The organism is Hymenobacter sediminis, from assembly GCF_003231285.1.
Lineage (GTDB): Bacteria > Bacteroidota > Bacteroidia > Cytophagales > Hymenobacteraceae > Hymenobacter > Hymenobacter sediminis.
Map to the genome: position 1 here is coordinate 1 of NZ_QKNS01000009.1, position 19,155 is coordinate 19,155.

At 58.4% G+C, this 19,155-nt stretch carries 16 protein-coding genes; 4 read left to right on the top strand and 12 right to left on the bottom strand.

Annotation, left to right across the window (positions count from 1 at the left end):
- The 9 genes from DNI29_RS20470 to DNI29_RS20510 form a co-directional block, all read right to left on the bottom strand.
- The coding region (locus DNI29_RS20470) for a glycoside hydrolase (protein ID WP_498366058.1) at positions 1 to 660 on the bottom strand (660 nt) is incomplete at its 3' end.
- Between the two features lie 658 nt (positions 661 to 1,318).
- Positions 1,319 to 2,713 carry a DEAD/DEAH box helicase gene (locus DNI29_RS20475; RefSeq protein ID WP_110980013.1) on the bottom strand — a complete coding sequence of 465 codons (1,395 nt, stop codon included), beginning with the start codon at positions 2,711 to 2,713 and terminating at the stop codon, positions 1,319 to 1,321.
- Positions 2,714 to 2,777: 64 nt separating this feature from the next.
- On the bottom strand, positions 2,778 to 3,830 hold the full coding sequence (locus DNI29_RS20480) for an aldo/keto reductase (protein WP_110980014.1): 1,053 nt from the start codon (positions 3,828 to 3,830) through the stop codon (positions 2,778 to 2,780).
- 159 nt (positions 3,831 to 3,989) lie between these two features.
- A complete protein-coding gene (locus tag DNI29_RS20485) occupies positions 3,990 to 4,907 on the bottom strand; it encodes a helix-turn-helix domain-containing protein (RefSeq protein ID WP_110980206.1) in 918 nt (305 codons plus the stop codon).
- A gap of 95 nt (positions 4,908 to 5,002) precedes the next feature.
- Positions 5,003 to 5,998, bottom strand: coding sequence for an aldo/keto reductase (locus DNI29_RS20490; protein WP_110980015.1), 996 nt, complete (start codon positions 5,996 to 5,998; stop codon positions 5,003 to 5,005).
- Positions 5,999 to 6,172: 174 nt separating this feature from the next.
- Entirely contained in the window at positions 6,173 to 6,676 is a 504-nt protein-coding gene (locus DNI29_RS20495) for a cupin domain-containing protein (protein WP_110980016.1), read from the bottom strand.
- Positions 6,677 to 6,736: 60 nt separating this feature from the next.
- A complete protein-coding gene (locus tag DNI29_RS20500; protein WP_110980017.1) occupies positions 6,737 to 7,786 on the bottom strand; it encodes a LacI family DNA-binding transcriptional regulator in 1,050 nt (349 codons plus the stop codon).
- A gap of 103 nt (positions 7,787 to 7,889) precedes the next feature.
- Positions 7,890 to 9,161 (bottom strand): sugar MFS transporter, encoded by a 1,272-nt coding sequence (locus DNI29_RS20505; RefSeq protein ID WP_110980018.1) that lies wholly within the window; start codon positions 9,159 to 9,161, stop codon positions 7,890 to 7,892.
- A gap of 161 nt (positions 9,162 to 9,322) precedes the next feature.
- A complete protein-coding gene (locus DNI29_RS20510; RefSeq protein WP_110980019.1) occupies positions 9,323 to 11,935 on the bottom strand; it encodes a beta-mannosidase in 2,613 nt (870 codons plus the stop codon).
- Positions 11,936 to 12,391: 456 nt separating this feature from the next.
- Between DNI29_RS20510 and DNI29_RS24600 the strand changes: the two genes are divergently transcribed.
- The 4 genes from DNI29_RS24600 to DNI29_RS20525 all read left to right on the top strand — a co-directional run bounded on the left by DNI29_RS24600 (position 12,392) and on the right by DNI29_RS20525 (position 15,971).
- Positions 12,392 to 12,529 carry a hypothetical protein gene (locus DNI29_RS24600; protein ID WP_162303685.1) on the top strand — a complete coding sequence of 46 codons (138 nt, stop codon included), beginning with the start codon at positions 12,392 to 12,394 and terminating at the stop codon, positions 12,527 to 12,529.
- A gap of 100 nt (positions 12,530 to 12,629) precedes the next feature.
- Positions 12,630 to 13,706, top strand: coding sequence for an SGNH/GDSL hydrolase family protein (locus DNI29_RS20515; protein ID WP_110980020.1), 1,077 nt, complete (start codon positions 12,630 to 12,632; stop codon positions 13,704 to 13,706).
- A gap of 59 nt (positions 13,707 to 13,765) precedes the next feature.
- A complete protein-coding gene (locus DNI29_RS20520; RefSeq protein ID WP_110980021.1) occupies positions 13,766 to 14,770 on the top strand; it encodes an ROK family protein in 1,005 nt (334 codons plus the stop codon).
- Positions 14,771 to 14,906: 136 nt separating this feature from the next.
- Positions 14,907 to 15,971 (top strand): LacI family DNA-binding transcriptional regulator, encoded by a 1,065-nt coding sequence (locus tag DNI29_RS20525; RefSeq protein ID WP_110980022.1) that lies wholly within the window; start codon positions 14,907 to 14,909, stop codon positions 15,969 to 15,971.
- Between the two features lie 84 nt (positions 15,972 to 16,055).
- On the opposite strand, the gene DNI29_RS20530 is transcribed toward DNI29_RS20525, so the two are convergent.
- From DNI29_RS20530 to DNI29_RS20540, 3 genes are all read right to left on the bottom strand, one after another.
- Positions 16,056 to 16,781 carry a 3-keto-disaccharide hydrolase gene (locus DNI29_RS20530; protein ID WP_238388167.1) on the bottom strand — a complete coding sequence of 242 codons (726 nt, stop codon included), beginning with the start codon at positions 16,779 to 16,781 and terminating at the stop codon, positions 16,056 to 16,058.
- Between the two features lie 182 nt (positions 16,782 to 16,963).
- The gene (locus tag DNI29_RS20535; protein WP_110980024.1) at positions 16,964 to 17,854 is read right to left on the bottom strand and encodes a hydroxypyruvate isomerase family protein; all 891 of its coding nucleotides are present in this window, start codon (positions 17,852 to 17,854) and stop codon (positions 16,964 to 16,966) included.
- 9 nt (positions 17,855 to 17,863) lie between these two features.
- Positions 17,864 to 19,132, bottom strand: coding sequence for a nucleoside permease (locus DNI29_RS20540; RefSeq protein WP_110980025.1), 1,269 nt, complete (start codon positions 19,130 to 19,132; stop codon positions 17,864 to 17,866).
- Positions 19,133 to 19,155: the final 23 nt, after the last annotated feature.

Here is a 19,155-nt window from a genome sequence, read left to right on the forward strand (position 1 = left end):
GTTCTTGGTGTCCTTCATCCAGGCCGGCGGCGACCAGGGGCTCACGTACATGGTGAGCTTGCCGCCAGCGGCGGCCGTGGCCTGCTTGATGAAGGGGATTTTGTACTGCTGGTCGTGCTTGATGTCGAAGCTTTTGAGCTCCTTGTCGCCCTCCTGCACGTAGGTGTACATGTCGGAGGAGAAGTCGCAGCTGTTGATGTTGGTGCGGCCCAGCGTGTAGCCGATGCCCTGGCTGGGGCTGAAGTAGGCCTGCAGAAACTCTTGCTGCTGGGCCTTGGGCAGCTTGGCAAAGGTTTCGGCCGAGGCATCGGTCAGGGCCCCGCCAATGCCCACCAGCGACTGGAAGGTGTGGGTGGGGTCCACAAAGACGGTGGGCTGGGTTTCCAGCGGCTGGCCTACTTCCTTGAAGCTGAGCTTGTCGGTGGGCGAGAGGCGCAGCTGGGAGCCGGCGGCGGTGGTGTACACCTGCACCTGCTTGCCAGCGGCCGAGTAAGTTTTTTTGGGGGAGGTAAGAGCTTTTTGAGCGGAAGCTGCGGTGCCCATACAGGAGGCTAGCAGCGCGGCAATAAGGGTTTTCTGCATGTAGATAAAGTGAGCGTTGCGCAGGGTTGGGCTGGGCGTTGGGGGTAGGGTGCCACCACACGTAAGTGACCGTCGCACCCGGGCTGAGTGTAGCTGTCAGGGTTCTGCTTTCGGCGTGTGCAGGCGTATCAGTATAGTATCGTGACGTAACTGCTAGCCAGTGAAGGCAATAGCCCGACGCAACGCAGAAAAGCGGTGTCAACCATAAGTAGGCTGCTCAGTGTCTTTGCGCCCTCTATTTGGGTGCTAAGCAGATCGTAAAATGCTGACTGCATGCGTTACTACAAGGCTTGGGGGTTGCTGCGGGGTAGCAAAGTAGGTGGGAGTAGGTAACCCTGGCTGCATATGGTACTCTGTGCTGACCTAGGGCCGCCAAGCCAACGTCTAGAACCAAATATATTGACCTTACAGTGGAGAATACAAGCCGGAAAAACTGCGTTTCCGTAGCGTAGCAGTTGCTTTATACACTTACCGCACACTTCCGTACTGGTCTTTTTCGGCTAAGTGGGGCTTGATAGAATGCGAAGACTGCGCGGCCCGGCCGGATAAGAAACAACAAAACAAGGGCGGCTTTTTCCGGGGCGTTTCCGGGAAGCAGTTCTGGTTTCTTAGGAATGCCCAGCATGACGGAGAGTAGCCCAAAAACGAACTGGGGCCGTAGCAATAGCCGCGGCCCCGGTGGGTATTCTGAAGATAACAGGTAGTCAGCCCCGTTTGGGAAGGGCGGAGCGGGGTGCTATTCTACCACCGACACCCGCACCTTTTTACCTTTCACTTTGGCTCCGGCCAAGCGCTCGGCTACTTCCTTGGCTTGCTGGCGTGGCACGGCCACGTAGCTGTAGTAGTCGAATACTTCAATGCGGCCCACCTGCTCGCGGGCTACCCCCCCTACGTTCACGAAGGCTCCCACCAAATCGTGGGCACTTACCTTGTCTTTCTTGCCTGCCGAAACGTGCAGGGTTACGTTCTCGGGGCGGGGAGCTTTGGGAGCAGCCGGGGGCAGCTTGGGTGCGTGCATGGCTTTCCACTGAATGGAAGCCGCTACCGGCCACTTTTTCACATGGGCCTGCTCCTTGTCCGTTACCAGAATGTGCGCCGTGCCCTCAGCACCGGCGCGGGCCGTGCGGCCGGCCCGGTGCTGGAACGCATCGGCTTTATCGGGGGCATCGTATTGCACCACCGTGTCGAGCTGGGTTACGTCGATGCCGCGGGCCGCTACATCGGTGGCTACCAGCACCTGGCTGGAGCCGTTGCGCAGCTTTAGCAGGGCTTTGTCCCGCTCGGGCTGGGGCATTTTGCCGTGCAGCACCTCAGCCGCTACCCCCCGGCCCACCAGGAAGCGCGTCAGCTCCATGCACCGCTCGCGGGTGTTGCAGAATATTAGAGCGCGGCCCGTTTCAGGCTGGTGCAGCAGGTGGAGCAGCGCGGCGGGTTTTTTCTCCACGGTGCCCACATGGCCCACCAGGGTCAGGTTTTCGGGCAGCTCATCGGTGTCCTCGCCGGCGTTTACCACGCGGGGGCGGGTCAGGTTTTTCCGGATCAGCTCTACTACTTTCTCCGACATGGTGGCCGAGAACAGCAGGGTCTGGCGGCGGCGGGGCAGGCGCTTCACAATTTCCACCAGCTCATCCTGAAAGCCCAATTCCAGCAGCTTGTCGGCCTCATCCAGAATCAGGGTTTTCAGCTGATTCGGGATGATGCTGCGGCGCTCGAAGTGGTCGAGCAGGCGGCCCGGTGTGGCCACCACAATGTGCGGGGCCTGGGTTAGGGAGGCAGTTTCTTCACGGAAGGCGTGGCCCCCGTAGAAGGCCGCTACCCGCAGGTTGGGCATAAACTTGCCTAGTTTTTTGAGGGCGTCGCGCACCTGCAAGGCCAACTCCCGGGCGGGCACCAGCACAATCACCTGCACGGCATCCAGCTTCAAATCCAGCAGCTGCAGCACCGACAGGCCATAGGCGGCCGTTTTGCCCGAGCCTGTGGGTGCCTGTCCGGCTACGTCCTGCCCGGCCAGGGCCATGGGCACTACCTGCTCCTGCACGGGGGTAGGGGCCTGGAATTGCAGTTCTTCCAGGGCTTGCAGTAGCTCAGGCGTGAGGCCCAGGTCGGCGAAGGAGGGGGTAGTCGAAGTCATAAGCGGGTTGTTCGTCCCGCAAAGGTAGCCGGATTTGGGCTGGTAATGGGTAGGTAGACTTCTGCTACCAGCCTCGTACGGTGGCACCACCGAAAATACTCTGGTTCACGGCCGGAGTGAAGATAGGGTAGGGGTAAGCCGGCGTCGGCGCGCTGGCCTGGTCTAGGGCGTGCAGTTGCGGGGCAGTCAGGTGCACATGGAGCGAGGCCAGCGAGTCGCGCAGCTGCTCCACCGTGCGGGCACCCAGAATAGGGGCCGTAACGCCGGGCTGGGCCATTACCCAGGCCAGTGCCACCTGGGCTAGGGGTAGTCCAGCTTCCTGGGCTACCTGCCGCAACACCGCCAGTATCTGCCAGTTTTGGTCGATAAACAGCTGGTCGCCAAACGGGTTAGGGCCGCTGAGCCGACCCTCGCCGGTGGCGCCGCCCGCTTCTGTGGGCTGATACTTACCCGTCAGAAAGCCCCCGGCTAGTGGGCTCCAGGGCGCGATGCCCAGGCCCAAAGCGCGGGCCGCGGGCATATGCTCCCGCTCAATGTTGCGCTCCACTAGAGAGTAATCGAGCTGCAAGGCAATAGGGCCGGGCGCGCCGTGGGCCGCAGCCAGCGTAACGGCTTGGGCAGCGTACCAGGCAGGTACGTTAGAGAAGCCGAAATAGCGGATTTTGCCAGCCCGTACCAAGTCCCCGAGGGTTTGCAGCACTTCAGAAACGGGGGTAACCAAATCCCAGGCGTGCAGCCAGTACAGGTCTACGTAGTCGGTGCGGAGGCGGCGCAGGGAGCCTTCCAGCGCCCGGTAGATATTTTTGCGACCATTGCCGCCCGCATGCGGATTCCCGGGAGGCCCGGCGTTGAAGGCAAATTTGGTCGCCAGCACCACTTGGTCACGCAACCGGCGGGCGGCTACGTAACCGCCCAGCAGCTCCTCGCTGCGGCCTTTGGCGTACACGTCGGCCGTATCGATGAAGTTGCCGCCCGCATCCACGTACTCGTTGAAAATAGCTTCTGATACTTCATCCGGCGAGCCCCAGCGGGCAGTACCGAACGTCATGGTGCCCAGGGCCAGCGGGCTGACCACGAGGCCGGAGCGGCCCAGGGTGCGAAAGTCGGTGAGGGACATAAGAAAACAGGAATACAGAAAGTGAAATCCGGCCCCAGGCGCGCAGACTCTACCGTGCCCGTTAGCATGCCGTGGTATCCTCAGCGCAAAACAGTCCGGGCATGCCGCCCTACCCCACCTCGCGGGTCAGAACCACCGGGAGTAGAATAAAGGAAAAGACTACTGCGCCGAAAACCGGAAGGCGGCGGGCGTTTGGCCGGTTTTGCTTTTGAACAGGCGGGTGAAGTACTGCGGGTACTCGAAGCCCAGTTGAAAGGCGGTTTCGTTGATGGAGAGGGAGGTAGTGAGCAGCAGACGCTTGGCTTTCTCAATCAGGTGATGATGAATGTGCTGCTGAGTGTTCTGGCCGGTGAGGGTGCGGAGCATGTCGCTGAGGTAGGCCGGCGAGACATTCAGCGCATCGGCGAAGTACTGCACCGACGGCAGACTCCGCTCGGCTTCCTGCGCAAAGTACCCGGTCAGCAGCACCTCAAAGCGGGTGAGCAAGTCGTGCTCGGCCGTGCGGCGTGTCAGGAACTGTCGGTGGTAGAAGCGGTTGGCATAACTCAGCAACACCTCGAGCTGGGCAACCAATACATCCTGGCTAAAGGCATCAATCGGCAGCTCGTATTCGGCGTGGATACCTTGCAGCAAGTTTTCCAGCAATCTTTCTTCTTTGGCTGAGAGGTGCAGGGCCTCGTTGGCCTGGTAGGAGAAAAAGCCGAAGCCGCCGATTTTCTTACCCAGCGGGTATTTCAGCAGCAAGTCGGGGTGAAAGACCAGCATCAACCCCTCTATCTGCGAAACGTCCAGCGTTTCGTCGGCCGCAAACACCTGCCCCGGCCCTAAAAAGAACAGCACACCCTCACTGAAGTCGTACGACTGCCGGCCGTAGTAAATGGTACCACCCTTCAGGCCGCGCTTCAGCGCCACGGTGTAGAGTTGCTGCACCACGGGCGTAGTTACCCGCGGCAGGCAGCGGGCATATTCTAGGTCGATGACGGTAAGCAAGGGGTGGGCCGGTGCTGGTAGCCCGTAGAAGCGGGCGTAGTCCGTTACGGTGTTTAGGACCCGAAATTCTTTGGCTGCATGTTTCATGGGCATAGGGCAAAAAGTCAGGCCGACTGTCCGCCGCAGGAGCTGCCACGTTGCGTAATGGCTCCTGCGACGGGCAAAATGCGCGTCTGGAAAAACTATAGACCTTCGGGGTAGGCAGCGCCAACAGCACTACCAACCGGCATAATGGCATCTAGTTCAGCTAGCTCCTGCACCGACAAGGTAAGGCTGGCCGCTGCTACATTTTGCTCCAGGTACTTGCGGCGCTTGGTGCCCGGAATGGTTACTACCCCTTGCGTGAGCACCCAAGCCAGGGCCAGCTGGGCGGTCGTTACGCCTTTGGTTTGGGCCAGAGCCTGCAGCTTTTCTACCAGGGCAATGTTTTTATAGAAGTTCTCGCCCTGGTAGCGCGGAAAAATGCGGCGCGAATCATTCGGCTCCAAGTCGTCCGGGGTCTTGATTTCGCCCGACAGAAAGCCCCGGCCCAGCGGTGAGTAGGCCACGAAACCAATACCCATTTCCTGGGTTGCCTGTAAGATGCCTTCTTCCTCTACGTGCCGGTCGAAGAGGGAGTACTCGGTTTGCAGTGCCGTGATGGGGTGCACGGCGTGGCCCCGACGCAGCACCTCCACCGATACCTCCGAGAGGCCCAGGTAGCGCACCTTGCCCTCTTCCACCAGCCGGCTCATGGCTCCCACGGTTTCCTCAATGGGCACGTTGGGGTCTACGCGGTGGAGGTAGTAGAGGTCCACATAGTCGGTGCCCAGGTTGCGCAGGGAGCGTTCAATGGATTTGCGCACGTAGGCAGGCTGGCCGTTGTAGCCGCCGGTCCAGTTTTCCTGGTCGTCTACTTCGAAGCCAAACTTGGTGGCGATGGTAAACTGCTGGCGCCGGCCGGCAATGGCCCGGCCCACCAGCCGCTCGTTGAGCATGGGGCCGTACAGGTCGGCCGTGTCCAGCATGGTCACGCCCAATTCCAGGGCCCGGTCAATGGTGGCCAGGCTTTCGGCTTCGTCAGCCTCGCCGTACACGCTCATGCCATTTACGCCGGCCGTCATGCCCATGCAGCCCAGGCCCTCTACCGATACGCTCAGGCCCTGGCTGCCCAAGGCTACTTGTTTGATGGTGCTCATGTTGAGTTTGTGAAGTAAGTAGGTGAATAGATTACTGCACAAAGGTCTGGCCGCCACTAGGGGTAGGAGTTATACAAATCACAGGTTCTGCAACACAAAACGCAGCCCAAAAAAAGCCGCCTACCCAGCAGATGAGTAGACGGCCTTTTTTGGGCTGCGTTTTAAAGAAGCCGATTAGCGGCCGAAGTCGTCCTGCACGCGCACGATGTCGTCTTCGTCGGAAGGCTGGTTGGCGTCGGTGTGCTGCCAGATTTCGGCAATGGTGCCCCAGCCCTCGAGGCCAATGAGGCGGTGCCGCTCACCCTGCTGCAGGGTAATCTGCTCGCCGGGGCCGTAGGATTTCAGCTCGCCTTCCTCGTCGGTGTGGCTGGTGATGATGCCAACGGTACCGCTCACTACGCGCCAGATTTCGGCGCGGCGGTGATGGTACTGCCACGAGAGGCGCTGGTGCGGCGCTACCAGCAGCACCTTGGGGCTCAGTTTGCCCGAAATACGCAGACTGTCCACCGAGAGGCCATCGAAATAGGTATCAGCAAACTGCTGGGCCTGGTTTTCGTCAATCACGAAGAAGCCGCCCCACGGACGCGTTTGATCCTGGCGCTCAATGCCGAAGCCCTGCTGCTGGAGCTGCTGCTCAACTTGTTGGAATACCTGTGGTTTAGCGAGTTCTGAACTCATAAGCTGTTAAGAAAGGATGTAGGGAAAAGCAAGAAAATAAGGTTTTACACAGCCGGTCAGCTACCGCAGCAGCTCCTGCGAGCGGTGCAACGATGAATCCCGAATGATCAGCTCAGGCTTTAGCACCAGGTGGGGCGGCTCGTAGGCGGGGCCGCGCTTAAGTAGTTGCAGAAACAGGCGCACCGCTGTTTCGCCCATCTGTTCGGCCCGCTGGTCTACCACCGTCAAGTGAGGTTGAATCATCGTGGTGAAGGGCTCATTGCTAAAGCAGGCTAGGGCAATATCCTGGGGCACACGTACGGGCTTTTCGTGCAGCACTTCCAAGGCTCCCACTGAGGGTATGGCGTAGGAGGCAAACACCCCATCCAGCTCGGGGCTGAGGGCCAGCAAGTGCTGCATGGCCAAGCGGCCAGCCTCGTGGGTCAGGGCCGGTAGGGCATACACACGCTGCTCATCGAAGGGCAGCCCATGGGCTTCCAGCGCGGCCTTATAGCCCAAAAACCGGTTGCGGCTGGTATTCAGGTGTTGGGGGCCTGCCAAGTGGGCTATGCGGGTGCAACCTTGCTCAATCAGGTGTCGGACGGCCTGGTAGGCGCCCTGAAAGTCGTCGAGGATAACCGCCATGCTGCGCGGCAGGTCCGGGGCCCGGTCGAAGAACACGAGGGGCGTACCCTGCTGCCGCACCTGCTCAAAGTGCTGGAGGTCATCGTGGGTAGTGGCGGAAACCGATACCAGAATGCCCTCAACCTGCGCGGCCAACAAAGTGTCAATGTTGCGCTGCTCCCGGCGGACATCCTCGTTCGACTGGCAGAGCAGCACGTTGAAACCTTCGCGGGTGGCTACCTTCTCAATGCCGTTCATCACGGCCGGAAAAAAGTAGCCTTTGATGTGAGGCACAATCACGCCCAGGGTTTTGCTGTGGCCTTTGCGCAGGGCCGCCGCCAGCTGGTTTGGGCGGTAGTTCAGCTCCTGTGCCAGCTGCCGCACCCGCTCCTTCGTGGCTTCCCCAATGTCGCGGTGGTCGGCCAGCGCTCTTGATACCGTGGAAGTAGATAAGTTAAGCTGCCTGGCCAGGTCCCGAAGAGAAGTCTGCTGCTTTTTAGCGCTCATGAGCGGAGAATTGAGGAAACCAGCGCTACCTATAGGTGGAGGTTAAGAAAAGGCGAAGAAGGCAAGAAAAGCTTAGGTTACTACCCCGCCGACATGAGCTAACTTACGCAGTTGCTACCCGGCGGCTGCCGCGCAAGCCGTACCACATAATGTAGAGGTAGCATACAGCCGGTACCAGCAGGGCTATGCGCAGCCCGCTGTGGTCGGCCACAAAACCAAATAGCAGCGGAATAACTGCCCCACCCACGATGGCCGTGCACAGCAGCCCAGAGGCCTGCTCCGTGTGGCGACCCAGGCCAGCTACTGCCAGCGTGAAGATGGTAGGGTACATAACAGAGTTCATCAGTCCTACGGCCAATACGCTCCACATAGCAACCTCGCCGGTTGTGTTCATGGAAACCAGCAGCAGCACAATGGCGCCAACAGCGTTGAAGGCCAGGATTTTGGTGGGCGAGAACTTGTTCAGCAGGTACGCCCCCGCAAAACGACCAATCATGGCGGCAAGCCAGTAGTTGGCCACTTGATTTCCCGCTGTTTCGGCATCGTAACGCATCACGTCGGGTAGGGCCAGGTAGTTCACGATGTGCGAGCCAATGGCTACTTCCGCGCCTACGTAGGCAAAAATGCCGACTACCCCCAGCACTAGGTGCCGGTAGTTCCAGGCGCTGCCTCCGGTGGTGGTGGCGTCTGCCTCATCGGTAGCGGGCGCAATTTGGGGGAGGTGAACCCGGCTCAGCAGCAGGCTAATAAGCAACAAGGCAGTGCCGATAATCAGGTAAGGTATCTGCACGGCCGTTACGTCGATGGTTGCGGCGCTGGCGGCATCAACCTGCTTTGGTAGCTTGCTCAGAATCAGAGATGAGCCCAGTAGTGGAGCCAGGTAGGTACCCAAGGAGTTGAAGGCCTGCGTGAGCGTGAGGCGCGATGAAGCCGACTCTGGGGGCCCCAGAATAGCTACGTAGGGGTTGGCGGCTACCTGCAGAATGGTAATGCCGGAGGCCAGCACAAACAGAGCGCCCAGAAAGAGCCCGTACGCCCGTTGCGCTGCCGCCGGATAAAACAGGTAGGCACCCACTGCGGCCACCCCAAACCCAATCAGCATGCCGCGCTTATAGCCCACTTTTGCTACCAGCCGGCCTGCCGGAATACTCACCAGAAAGTAAGCCCCGAAAAAGCAGGAGTTGATCAGGTTGGCCTGAGCAAAGGAGAGTTGGAAGATGGCCTTGAGGTAGGGAATCAGGATGTCGTTCAGACAGGTGATAAAGCCCCAAAGGAAAAATAAGGTGGTTACGGCGGCCAGGGCCGAGGTGTAGCGTTGGGTGGAGGCCGGCGCGCCGTTCGCGGCGGGCCGAAGGGTAGGAGCAGGAGCTGCCATGAAAAGAAAGAAGGAAAAGAAGTGTGGGAAGAAAGGTTTATGAGTACATCGGGTGCAATGCCCACCGCAACTGGCTCACCATAGAAGCGGATGTTTGTTGCCGGCAATGCACAGGCGGGGCTTTGAGGGCAATGAGGGGGTAGGCAAGGCCGCCCGGGCCCCTAGAAAGCATCGGCTAGGGAGCGAACCGTTAGCTGGCGGCGCAGCTCGGCCAGGGTAACCGGTCCTTTGCTGGTAAAGGTCAGCGTCTTTTTCTCGCCGGGCAGCAGGTCAAAGTAGTTGTCTTGGAAGAAGCCGTCCTTTTCCGTCAGGGTCAGGTGCACGGCGCGGGCTAGGGTTTTGGTTTGCAGTGTTACTTGGAATGTGCTGTCATTGGCTTGCTTCCAGGCGGTTTGAATGCGCGTTGGGGGTAGGGTCATTTCCTTGGGCAAAGCAAAGTAATGAGTGTTGGTGCTCACTACCTCGCCCCCGGCCTGCAGTTCGCAGCTGAGCACCACTTTCTTCGGATCGTGGCCCGCCAGCAGCTTAGCTCGTGGAATATCCAGGTATCCTTTGCTGGTCAGGGGCTCAATTTGCAGACTTTCCGACTGCTTGTACAACACCTTGCCGTTGAGGTCCAGAAGACGCACCAGCACCTTGCCAGGTTGCGCGGTGGTTTTGTCCGACACCACATAAAACCGTACTTGGTCACCTTCGGCATGGGGGCTCACAAGCATCGGCGCATAGAAGCGCTTGGCAGCGTACTGCAAGGCTTTCCAGCGGCCGTAATAGTCAATTGACGCCCACGACGCTACCCCCCAGCAATCCTCCAACTGCCAGTACATGGAGCCCATGGTGCGTGGGCGGCTGCGACGCAAGTGCTCGGCGGCCAGCTTAATAGCGTTGGCCTGCAGCACTTGGCTCACGTACAGAAACGACTCGAAATTCTTGGGTTCCTTGTAATCACGCAGTAGGTATTCTTTCAAGCGCGGGTTGCCTACCATGCTGCGCTGGTGCTGCCGCATCACCGGCGACATAATATCGTGGTCCGACTCAACGGTAAATTCCTTTACTGATTTCAGTTCCGGAAACGATTGGAAGCCGTACTCGCTCATAAAGCGCGGAACTTGCTTTTCGTAGTCGGTGATGGGCGCAGTGCCGCCCCATACCTGCCAGTAGTGCATGTCGCCGTTGGTTTGGGAGCCGGCTATATCCTCAAACTCGGCTGAGGGGCTCGACGACAGGTAGGGCCGCGTGGGGTCGTGCTCTTTCAGCAAGGTGGGCAGCAGGTCGCGGTAGAGCCGGAGGTAACTGCTCCATACCTCGTTGCGGTACGGGCTCTGCTTCAGCGGAATGCCCCAATCCTGCCAAGCAATTTCATTTTCATTGTTCCCTACCCAGATGGAGAGGCTAGGGTGGTTGCGCAGGCGCCGCACCTGATAGGTGGCTTCGGCCCGCACGTTGTCCATAAACTCCTGGTTGCCGGGGTAAAAGGAGCACGCGAATATAAAATCCTGCCACACCAGCAGGCCCATTTCGTCGCAGGTGTTATAAAAGTATTCGCTTTCATAAAGCCCGCCGCCCCACACCCGGATCATGTTCATATTCACATCCTTGGCCGCCTTTAGCAGCGTATGGTACTTCGCGTCGGTAACGCGGGTAGGGAAGATGTCGGCCGGAATCCAGTTCACGCCCTTTACAAAAATCGGGATGCCGTTCACCACAAACTCAAACGACTTGCCATACTGGTCATGCTCGCGCCGCAACTGTAGGGTACGCAGGCCAATGCGGTGCTTGGCTTCATCGAGGGGCTGGCCGTTTTGCAGCAGCCGGGCCCGCATGGTGTACAGCGGTTGGCTTCCATAGCCGGCCGGGTACCACAGTTGCGGGTTATTGAGGCGCAGCTCGGCGGTTAGGGTGTGGCGGTTGGGCTGTAGGGTTACTTTTTGCTCAAGGCGTTGCCCTACGGCCTTGCCATCGGGGCCGGTGGTTTCAATCACGAGGGTGGCTTCCTGGTTTGCGGCCGAAGCGGCAGCTTCGTATTCTACCTCGAAACCTAACTGCGCCACCTCTTTGCTAAGTTGGCGCTGAATTACATGAAAGTCCGTGAGCTTGGCCCCGTCCCAGGCTTCTAGCTGCACCGGCTGCCAAATACCAGACGTTACAAAGCGCGGACCCCAGTCCCAACCGTACTGGTAGGGGGCCTTGCGGGTATAGGGGCTGAGTGCGGGGCCTTTGTCGCCCACGAAGCCCATGGCCTGCTCATCATTGCCAGCGTAGAGCTCATACCCAAACTTGGCAGGTAGGGCCGCCACTTCATTTAGGGGCGAGCGAAACCGGATGTGCAGGCGGTTGCCCTCGGCCTTCAACTGAGGCTTCACATTGGCGCGCCACTCCCGAAACATATTGTCGGTGTGCAGAATAGCCGTGCCATTAAGCGTGACGTCGGCGTAGGTGTCAAGGCCTTTGAACACCAACTCCAGATTTGCGCGCTGCAGCGTAGCAGCCGGTACCGAAAACGTGGTTTCGTACTCCCAATCCGTTTTGCCAATCCACTGCTGCTTTGTCTCGTTATCTCGGTACAGCGGGTCTTCAATCTGCTTAGTAGCCAGCAAATCGGTGTGTACGGTGCCGGGCACGGTGGCTGGCGCCCAGTTGTCTTTGCTCACCTGCTTAAAACGCCAGCCCGAAGTGAGGAGGGTAGTAGCTTTCTGGGCCTGCGCTGGCTGAACCTGAAGGAGCAGCAGAAAAGCCAAGCTGGCCAGGGCTCGTCGGAAAAAAGCGTGTGGGAGCATAGGCAGGAATTATTTTGGCGGAAAGCCAGGGCAGCGGGAGAGAAGCAGATGCAACGGGCAGTAGCTGCTCTAGAGAATCAGTGCCCAGTAGTTTTGGCGTGGGAAGCCAAATGCTTACTGAGTCAGATGCCAACTACGCAAAGCTAAAAGGTTTTAGCAATTACAATCGTTTGCGGGTGCGTTTCTTGAGAAGCGCATAAACAGAGAATTGAGAGCTATGCAAGCAAACATAGATAACGCCTCCGCAGGTAGAAATAAAAATTTATCGAGAAAATATTGTTTGAACCAGTTGCTAGGACCGAGGACTACTGTTGAGGTAGGAGGATATCTATAGAACTTAACCGCCACAGCTTCTGCTACTCTTCGCATAACTGAGTGGACAGACGGTAGTGTTGAGGCTCTCTCATACGGGTACACATAGGCAGTTGCCGATTCAAATAAATCTGCCATATTAGCTTGCAAATACGTTTTAGCAAGCACTGGGCAACGGCTGCCTTGCGCGGCAACGTGGTAGTGCTGAGCAGCGCGGCCGTGGCGGCTCCCGTGGCGGTGCGCTACAACTGGGCCGATAACCCAACCGGCAACCTCTTATAATCAGAAGGACCTGCCGGCTGCACCTTTTCGAACGGACGTCTGGGAAAAACAACGCATTCTATAGATTTTGCACCTTATCCCTTTCCTGTCAGCGCCGTGTATGATGCATGTTTTGCTACCCCTGCTTTCAACCCTACCCTTGCTGACAGGCTGTTTCGCGCAGAAGCCCGCCCCACAGAACCAAGCTACCACCTTCTATACCTCCGATAGTAAGCTGATTCAGTACGTAGGTCGGGTTGACTTCTCAAACCCAAAAAAGCCACGGTTCTGGGCGCCGGGGGTGTACGTTACGATGAAGTTTAAGGGGCCGAGCTGCGAGGTGATTCTCAACGATGGCATGGCGTACGGCAAGAACAACTACCTGGAGGTGGTGCTGGACAGCAAACCCACCCGCCGGCTGCTGACGGGCAAAACCGACACCGTGCGCGTTGGGGGACTCTCGGATACAGAGCACACGCTTACTATTTGCAAAAACACCGAAGCCAACCTGGGCTACCTGGAGGTAGTAGGCGTCAGGTGCCGACAACTGCTGAAGCCAGCCCCGCTACCTCGCCGCAAAATCGAATTCATCGGCAACTCCATTACCTGCGGTACGGGTGCCGACGAAACAGCCGTACCCTGCGGCAAAGGCGAGTGGCACGACCAGCACAACGCCTACCTGGCTTACGGCCCTACGGTGGCCCGCGCCCTGAATGCGCAGTGGCAGCTTACGGCCGTTTCGGGTATTGGGCTGATGCGCAGCTGCTGCAACATGAACCTGGTAATGCCGCAGATATTCGACAAAGTAAGCCTGCGCGAAAACAAGATTGCCTGGGACTTTAGCCGCTACCAGCCCGATGTAGTAACAGTGTGCCTGGGCCAGAACGACGGCATCCAGGACTCGGTGGCTTTCACCCGCAACTACGTGCAGTTTTTACAGAATGTGCGCGGCAAGTACCCCCGGGCCGACATTGTATGCCTAACCAGCCCTATGAGCGACGCTAAGCTGACAGCCGCCCTGAAAAACTACCTCACGGCCGTTACCAGCACCCTAGCCGCGCAAGGCGAGCGGAAAGTGCACAAGTTCTTTTTCTCGCGCCGCTACGCCAGCGGCTGCGACAACCACCCTAGCCTGACCGAACATCAGCTGATTGCTCAGGAGTTGCAGGCTTACCTTCGCACTATTACAAAGTGGTAGCTCCGGCTGTTTTTACCTGATAACTGTAGGGCCTCGCCCTGATTTAAAGCCAGAAATGCATGACTAATGATACCGTAGGAGCCTTGGAAGCTGAGGTAGGGGTAGGGAACCCGCTTAGCGCCCACGAGCCGCTGGCCGCTGGGTTTGAGCCAAGCCAGAACCTTTGGGGGCTTGACTTGGGCGGCACCAAGATTGAAGGCGTTATTTTGAAGTCGGCAGAGGAGCCGGAGGTGCTCTTTCGCGACCGGGTGCCGACGGAAGCCAGCCAGGGCTACGACCACCTCCTGGGGCAGGTGCAGCAGTTGGTAGCGCGTATGGAACAGGCGGCCGGTTATCGAGCTGAAAAGCTGGGCATTGGCACACCCGGCACTGCCATTCCGCAGTCGGGCCTGATGAAAAACTGCAACACAACTGTTCTGAATGGCCGCCCCCTCCGGGCTGACTTGACGCAGCGCCTGGGGCGCCCGGTAGTGCTAGCCAACGACGCCAATTGCTTTGCCCTGGCCGAAACCCGGCTGGGCGTTGTAAAGCAACAATTTCCGAGGGCGCGCGTGGTACTGGGCCTTATCCTGGGCACGGGGGTAGGCGGCGGCATTGTAGTGAACGGGCAGGTATTGGAGGGCTTTCATGGCAATGCCGGCGAGTGGGGCCACAACTACTTAAGTGAGGCTGATGGCAAGCCCTGCTTCTGCGGCAAAACCGGCTGCATCGAAAGCATTCTGTCGGGGCCAGCGCTGGAGCGTTTCTACCAGGAGCAAAGCGGCGAAAAGCGTGGGCTGAAAGATATTATGGCCCGCGCCGCTGCCGGTACCGATACGGCCGCTGTGCAAACCCTGAACCGGCTAACCCAATTTTTTGGGCGGGCACTGGGGGCAGTAGTCAACATTCTGGACCCCGAGGTGATTGTGGTAGGGGGCGGGGTAGGCAACATCGACGCGCTGTACTCGGCCGGCGTAGCTCAGATTCAGCAGCACGTCATCGACCACCAGTTTGCCGCACCTGTAGTAAAACCCCTACTCGGTGATAGTGCCGGGGTGTTCGGAGCGGCGTATCTGGTGGCCTAACCCCAGTGCCGCATTGCCCGACGAAAGTCGGCTGCCAGGAAGAACTTGGTCTTTGTGGGTATTTTCCACCCCAAAATTTTTTAACAAAAGAGGGCTAGGTTGTTCTTTAGAATATCTGATTCCAGAATAGTAAGTCATGAATAGTAAGGTAAAAAAGCGGACGCTCATCCACGATATAGCCAGCCACCTGGAGGTATCCATTGCTACCGTATCGTTGGTGCTGAATGGCAAGGCTAAGCAAAGCCGCATCAGCGACGCAGTGGCCGAGCGGGTGCTTAAGTACGTGGACGAGGTAGGCTACAAGCCCAACCATCTGGCGAAAAGCCTGCGCACGGGCAAAACGCACGTTATTGGGCTGGTAGTGGAGGATATCTCTAACCCGTTTTTCGCTACTGTGGCTTGGCTCATTGAAAAGCAGGCCTTCGAGCGGGGCTACCGCATCATTTATTGCAGCACCGATAACAACCCGGTTAAAGCCCGGGAGCTGATCCGTATGTTCCAGGAGCGGCACGTAGATGGTTACATTATCGTGCCTTCGGAGGGCATGGAGGAGGAAATAACCGATATCCTGCGGGAACAGACCCCAACCGTTCTCTTTGACCGTTACCTACCTGACCTACCCACCAACTACGTGGTAGTAGATGGTGCCCAAGGAACTTACGATGCCACCTGCCACCTGCTGGAACAGGGGTTCCGCCGCGTGGCTTTTGTCACCACTACCTCGGGCCAGACCCAAATGCAGGCCCGCCTGGAGGGCTACTGCCGGGCCTTGGAAGAGCAGCAAGTACCTACCCTGGTGCAGCAACTAACCGTAACTAAAGACGCGGAAGCTGTCATTACAAGCATCCAGGCATTCATTCAGGCCAATCAGGAAATCGATGCTATTATCTTTTCTACCAACTACCTGAGTATTTACGGCCTGGAGGCAATCAGCCGGCTGCAGCTCCGCATCCCCGACGATCTGGCCGTTGTCTCCTATGATGACCATGACCTGTTTCGGCTCTATACGCCAGCTATTACAGTCATTGCCCAACCAGTGGAAAGCATTGCCCAGAATGTAATTGATATTCTGTTAGCAGAGCTGCAGCCGGCTGAACAACCCAAGTTAGTCCCGGCCCACCACCTGCTGCTGCCTTCCTCCCTCATTATTCGGCAATCATCCGTGCGAAAGGTTAGCTCGTTGTTGGAAAGTAGCAGATAAACCAGTCTGGGGTTCTAGCTATTCCCAGACTCTTCCACCGGTTTTGGCAGGTTTCGTGAGGTAGGAGGGGGAGCTATAATTGGCTTACAGCTCCCGCACCCAGATGTTACGGAAGCTGATGGGCGGGCTGGGGTCGCCGTGGGCCTGGAGCTTGATGGGCGAGGGGCCGTGGGCCTGCTGGTAGCTGGGCTTGCCAATGTACTGGGTGGGGCCGGCCAGCACCGTGTTGTTCTGCACTACTACCCCGTTAAACCACACCGTCACGCGGGCCGGGGTTTCCACGGAGCCGTCGGCTTTAAACACGGGCGCAGTCCAGAGCACGTCGTATGATTGCCACTCGCCGGGCTTGCGGGCGGGGTTAGCCAGCGGGATGTGCTGCTTATAAATGCTGCCTGCCATGCCATTCACGTAGGTCTTGTTCTGGTAGGAGTCCAGAATCTGCAGCTCGTAGCCCAGGTCGCCCTTGCCAGTAGAGGCCAGAAACACGCCGCTGTTGCCGCGGGCCTGCCCCGTTTCGGTGATGCCCGTCGGGATGCGCCACTCTAGGTGCAGCTGGTAATTGGTGAAAGCCTGCTTCGTTTCAATGTTGCCGGCCTTCTTGTCCACGGTCAGCACGCCATCTGCTACCTTCCACTTGGCCGGTGCGGTGCGGTTTTCAGTGGTTACCCACTGGCTGAGATTCTGGCCGTTAAAGAGCACTACGGCGTCGGAAGGCGGCGGGGCCAGATTAGGGCTGGCCGTTACCGTTTTCGGCACGGGCTGCCATACTTCCGTATCTTCAGGTTTGCCGGTTTGCTGGGCCTGCGTCATCGTGGAAAAGCTAAGGAGTAATCCGGAAACAAGTAGGGCAGCCTTCATAGTAGGTGGGGAGGTAGGAAGAATCGAGAGTTAATCGGCTAAACCGATGTGCGCAGATTTTGGTAACGCTTCTGCTGAGTTAGTTTAGGCTTTGCTCCGGCTTATTGTGCCGCGCCGGATTGCCAGGTTTGGGGCTACACGTCGCAGAGCTGAATGGCCTGGCGCAAGGAAGCCAGCTTATCGGCTTGCTGGGGCATGAACTCCTGGGCCACGTACCCCTGAAAGCCAGTAGCTTTAATGGCGCGCATGATGGCGGGGTAGTTCAGCTCCTGAGCATCCCCAATTTCGTGACGGCCAGGTACGCCGGCCGTGTGGTAGTGGGCAATGTAGGGGTGATGTTCGGTGAGCGTCCGGATAACGTCGCCCTCGTTGATTTGCATGTGGTAGATGTCGTAGAGCAGCTTGAAGTTCTCAGAGCCCATCTTCCGGGCCAGTGCTACACCCCAGCTGGTTCGGTCGCACTGGTAGTCTTTGTGGTCGATTTTGCTGTTAAGCAGCTCCATCACCAGCACCACGTTGTGCTTAGCAGCCAGCTTTAGCAGAGGCTCTAGGCCACGGGCGCAGTTTTCCAGCCCCGCCGCATCCGAAAGGCCTCGGCGGCTGCCGCTAAAGCAAATCAGGTTGCGGTAGCCGGCCTGGGCCACTTGCGGAATCATTTCGGCGTACTGCTTCTGCAACTGGGCATGAAACCGAGGGTCGTTGAAGCCATCGGTCAGGTTGATTTCGGCCCCGTTGCACATCGAGGACTCCAATCCGTATTTTTTTAGAGTAGGCCAATCCTTTGGTCCTACCAGGTCGATGCCCCGCAGGCCCATTTCCTTGGCAGCCGCGCAGAGCTGATCCAGTGGCATATCCTGAAAGCACCAGCGGCATACGGCCTGTTTTAAAGTACCCTTCAGCGCCTCACTGCTGGCAGTTTGCTGCTCTTCTGATGGAGAACACGCCGCGGCCAAGCCCAGCGCCCCCACCGTGGCGGCACTGGTAAGCAGGCCCTGCAAAGCGGCACGACGGTTCCAGATAGCCATAGGGTAGGGTTAGTTAGTGGCAGAAGCCAGGGAGGAAGTGGCATCAGTTGCATCGTACGAGGCGGCGGTTTCCGCAGCCTGAGCCTGGGGCCGGTCCCGGAATAAAAGCAGGAACAGCACCACCACTACTCCCGCAATGCCGGCCGGAATCAGCCAGATCATGCGCCAGTCGTGAGAGGTGGCCGAAATCTGGTAGGCGTCGAAGATGCGGCCCGAGAGCAGGGTACCAATGAGCATGCCCACCCCATAAGTTGCCAGGGTAATGAAGCCCTGAGCTGAGCTTTTGAACCGCTCGCCGGCGAGGTTGTCGGTATAAATCTGGCCCGTCACGAAGAAGAAGTCGTAGCAGATGCCGTGCAGCACAATGCCGGCAATCAGCATCCAGTAGCTGCTTTCCCCATTGCCGTAGGCGAAGAACACATAGCGCAGCACCCAGGCCACCATGCCAATGGCCAGCATTTTCTTGACGCCCAGGCGGCTGAAGAATACCGGAATCAAGAGCATAAACAGCAGCTCCGACACCTGCCCGAGGCTTTGTACACCGGCCGCTTTTTTCATGCCCACCTCGTTGAGGAAAGGGTTAGTGAAGCCGTAGTAAAAGGCCAGCGGAATGCAGATGGCAATGGAAGCGAGAAAGAAAATGAGGTAGGAGCGGTTCTTGAGCAGGCCAATGGCATCGAGGCCCAGCATGTCGCCGAGAGAGGTGGACTGGCCGCGCTTTACGGGCGGGGTAGCAGGAAGCGTGAAGCTGAACAAGCCCAGCAGGGCCGAGGCCCCGGCCGCCATCAGAAAGGTGGAGCGCAGGCTGCCGCTTTGCTCCCAGTTCAGCCAGCCGATGGTAAGGCCGGCCACAATCCAGCCCAGCGTGCCCAGTACCCGGATGGGCGCAAACTCCTTCTGCGGGTTTTGCATCTGCCGGAAGGCAATGGAATTCACCAGAGCCAACGTGGGCATGTACAACACCATGTAGGTGAGGATGTTGGGGTAGAAAGAGCTAAAGTCAGCAGCCGTGGAGGCCCGCCATAACAGCAGCGCCCCGGCCAGGTGCAGCACCCCCAGAATCTTCTGAGCCGAGAAAAAACGGTCGGCAATGAGCCCGATAATGAACGGGGCCACAATGGCGCCAATAGACTGAGTCAGAAACGCTACCCCCACCTGGGTGCCCGAAGCGCTAAGGTTGCGCAGTAGGTAAGTGCCCAGCGTCACGAACCACGCGCCCCAGATGAAAAACTCCAGAAACATCATGATGGACAGCTTAATCCGGGTCGTGGCATTCATACGTGGTGGGGTTTGGAGAGGAA

What these genes read in the sequence shown, in the direction of transcription:
- DNI29_RS20475 (WP_110980013.1), bottom strand. Translation starts at nt 2,713, where the DNA reads ATGACTTCGACTACCCCCTCCTTCGCCGACCTGGGCCTCACGCCTGAG.
- DNI29_RS20480 (WP_110980014.1), bottom strand. Translation starts at nt 3,830, where the DNA reads ATGTCCCTCACCGACTTTCGCACCCTGGGCCGCTCCGGCCTCGTGGTC.
- DNI29_RS20485 (WP_110980206.1), bottom strand. Translation starts at nt 4,907, where the DNA reads ATGAAACATGCAGCCAAAGAATTTCGGGTCCTAAACACCGTAACGGAC.
- DNI29_RS20490 (WP_110980015.1), bottom strand. Translation starts at nt 5,998, where the DNA reads ATGAGCACCATCAAACAAGTAGCCTTGGGCAGCCAGGGCCTGAGCGTA.
- DNI29_RS20495 (WP_110980016.1), bottom strand. Translation starts at nt 6,676, where the DNA reads ATGAGTTCAGAACTCGCTAAACCACAGGTATTCCAACAAGTTGAGCAG.
- DNI29_RS20500 (WP_110980017.1), bottom strand. Translation starts at nt 7,786, where the DNA reads ATGAGCGCTAAAAAGCAGCAGACTTCTCTTCGGGACCTGGCCAGGCAG.
- DNI29_RS20505 (WP_110980018.1), bottom strand. Translation starts at nt 9,161, where the DNA reads ATGGCAGCTCCTGCTCCTACCCTTCGGCCCGCCGCGAACGGCGCGCCG.
- DNI29_RS20510 (WP_110980019.1), bottom strand. Translation starts at nt 11,935, where the DNA reads ATGCTCCCACACGCTTTTTTCCGACGAGCCCTGGCCAGCTTGGCTTTT.
- DNI29_RS20515 (WP_110980020.1), top strand. Translation starts at nt 12,630, where the DNA reads ATGATGCATGTTTTGCTACCCCTGCTTTCAACCCTACCCTTGCTGACA.
- DNI29_RS20520 (WP_110980021.1), top strand. Translation starts at nt 13,766, where the DNA reads ATGACTAATGATACCGTAGGAGCCTTGGAAGCTGAGGTAGGGGTAGGG.
- DNI29_RS20525 (WP_110980022.1), top strand. Translation starts at nt 14,907, where the DNA reads ATGAATAGTAAGGTAAAAAAGCGGACGCTCATCCACGATATAGCCAGC.
- DNI29_RS20530 (WP_238388167.1), bottom strand. Translation starts at nt 16,781, where the DNA reads ATGACGCAGGCCCAGCAAACCGGCAAACCTGAAGATACGGAAGTATGG.
- DNI29_RS20535 (WP_110980024.1), bottom strand. Translation starts at nt 17,854, where the DNA reads ATGGCTATCTGGAACCGTCGTGCCGCTTTGCAGGGCCTGCTTACCAGT.
- DNI29_RS20540 (WP_110980025.1), bottom strand. Translation starts at nt 19,132, where the DNA reads ATGAATGCCACGACCCGGATTAAGCTGTCCATCATGATGTTTCTGGAG.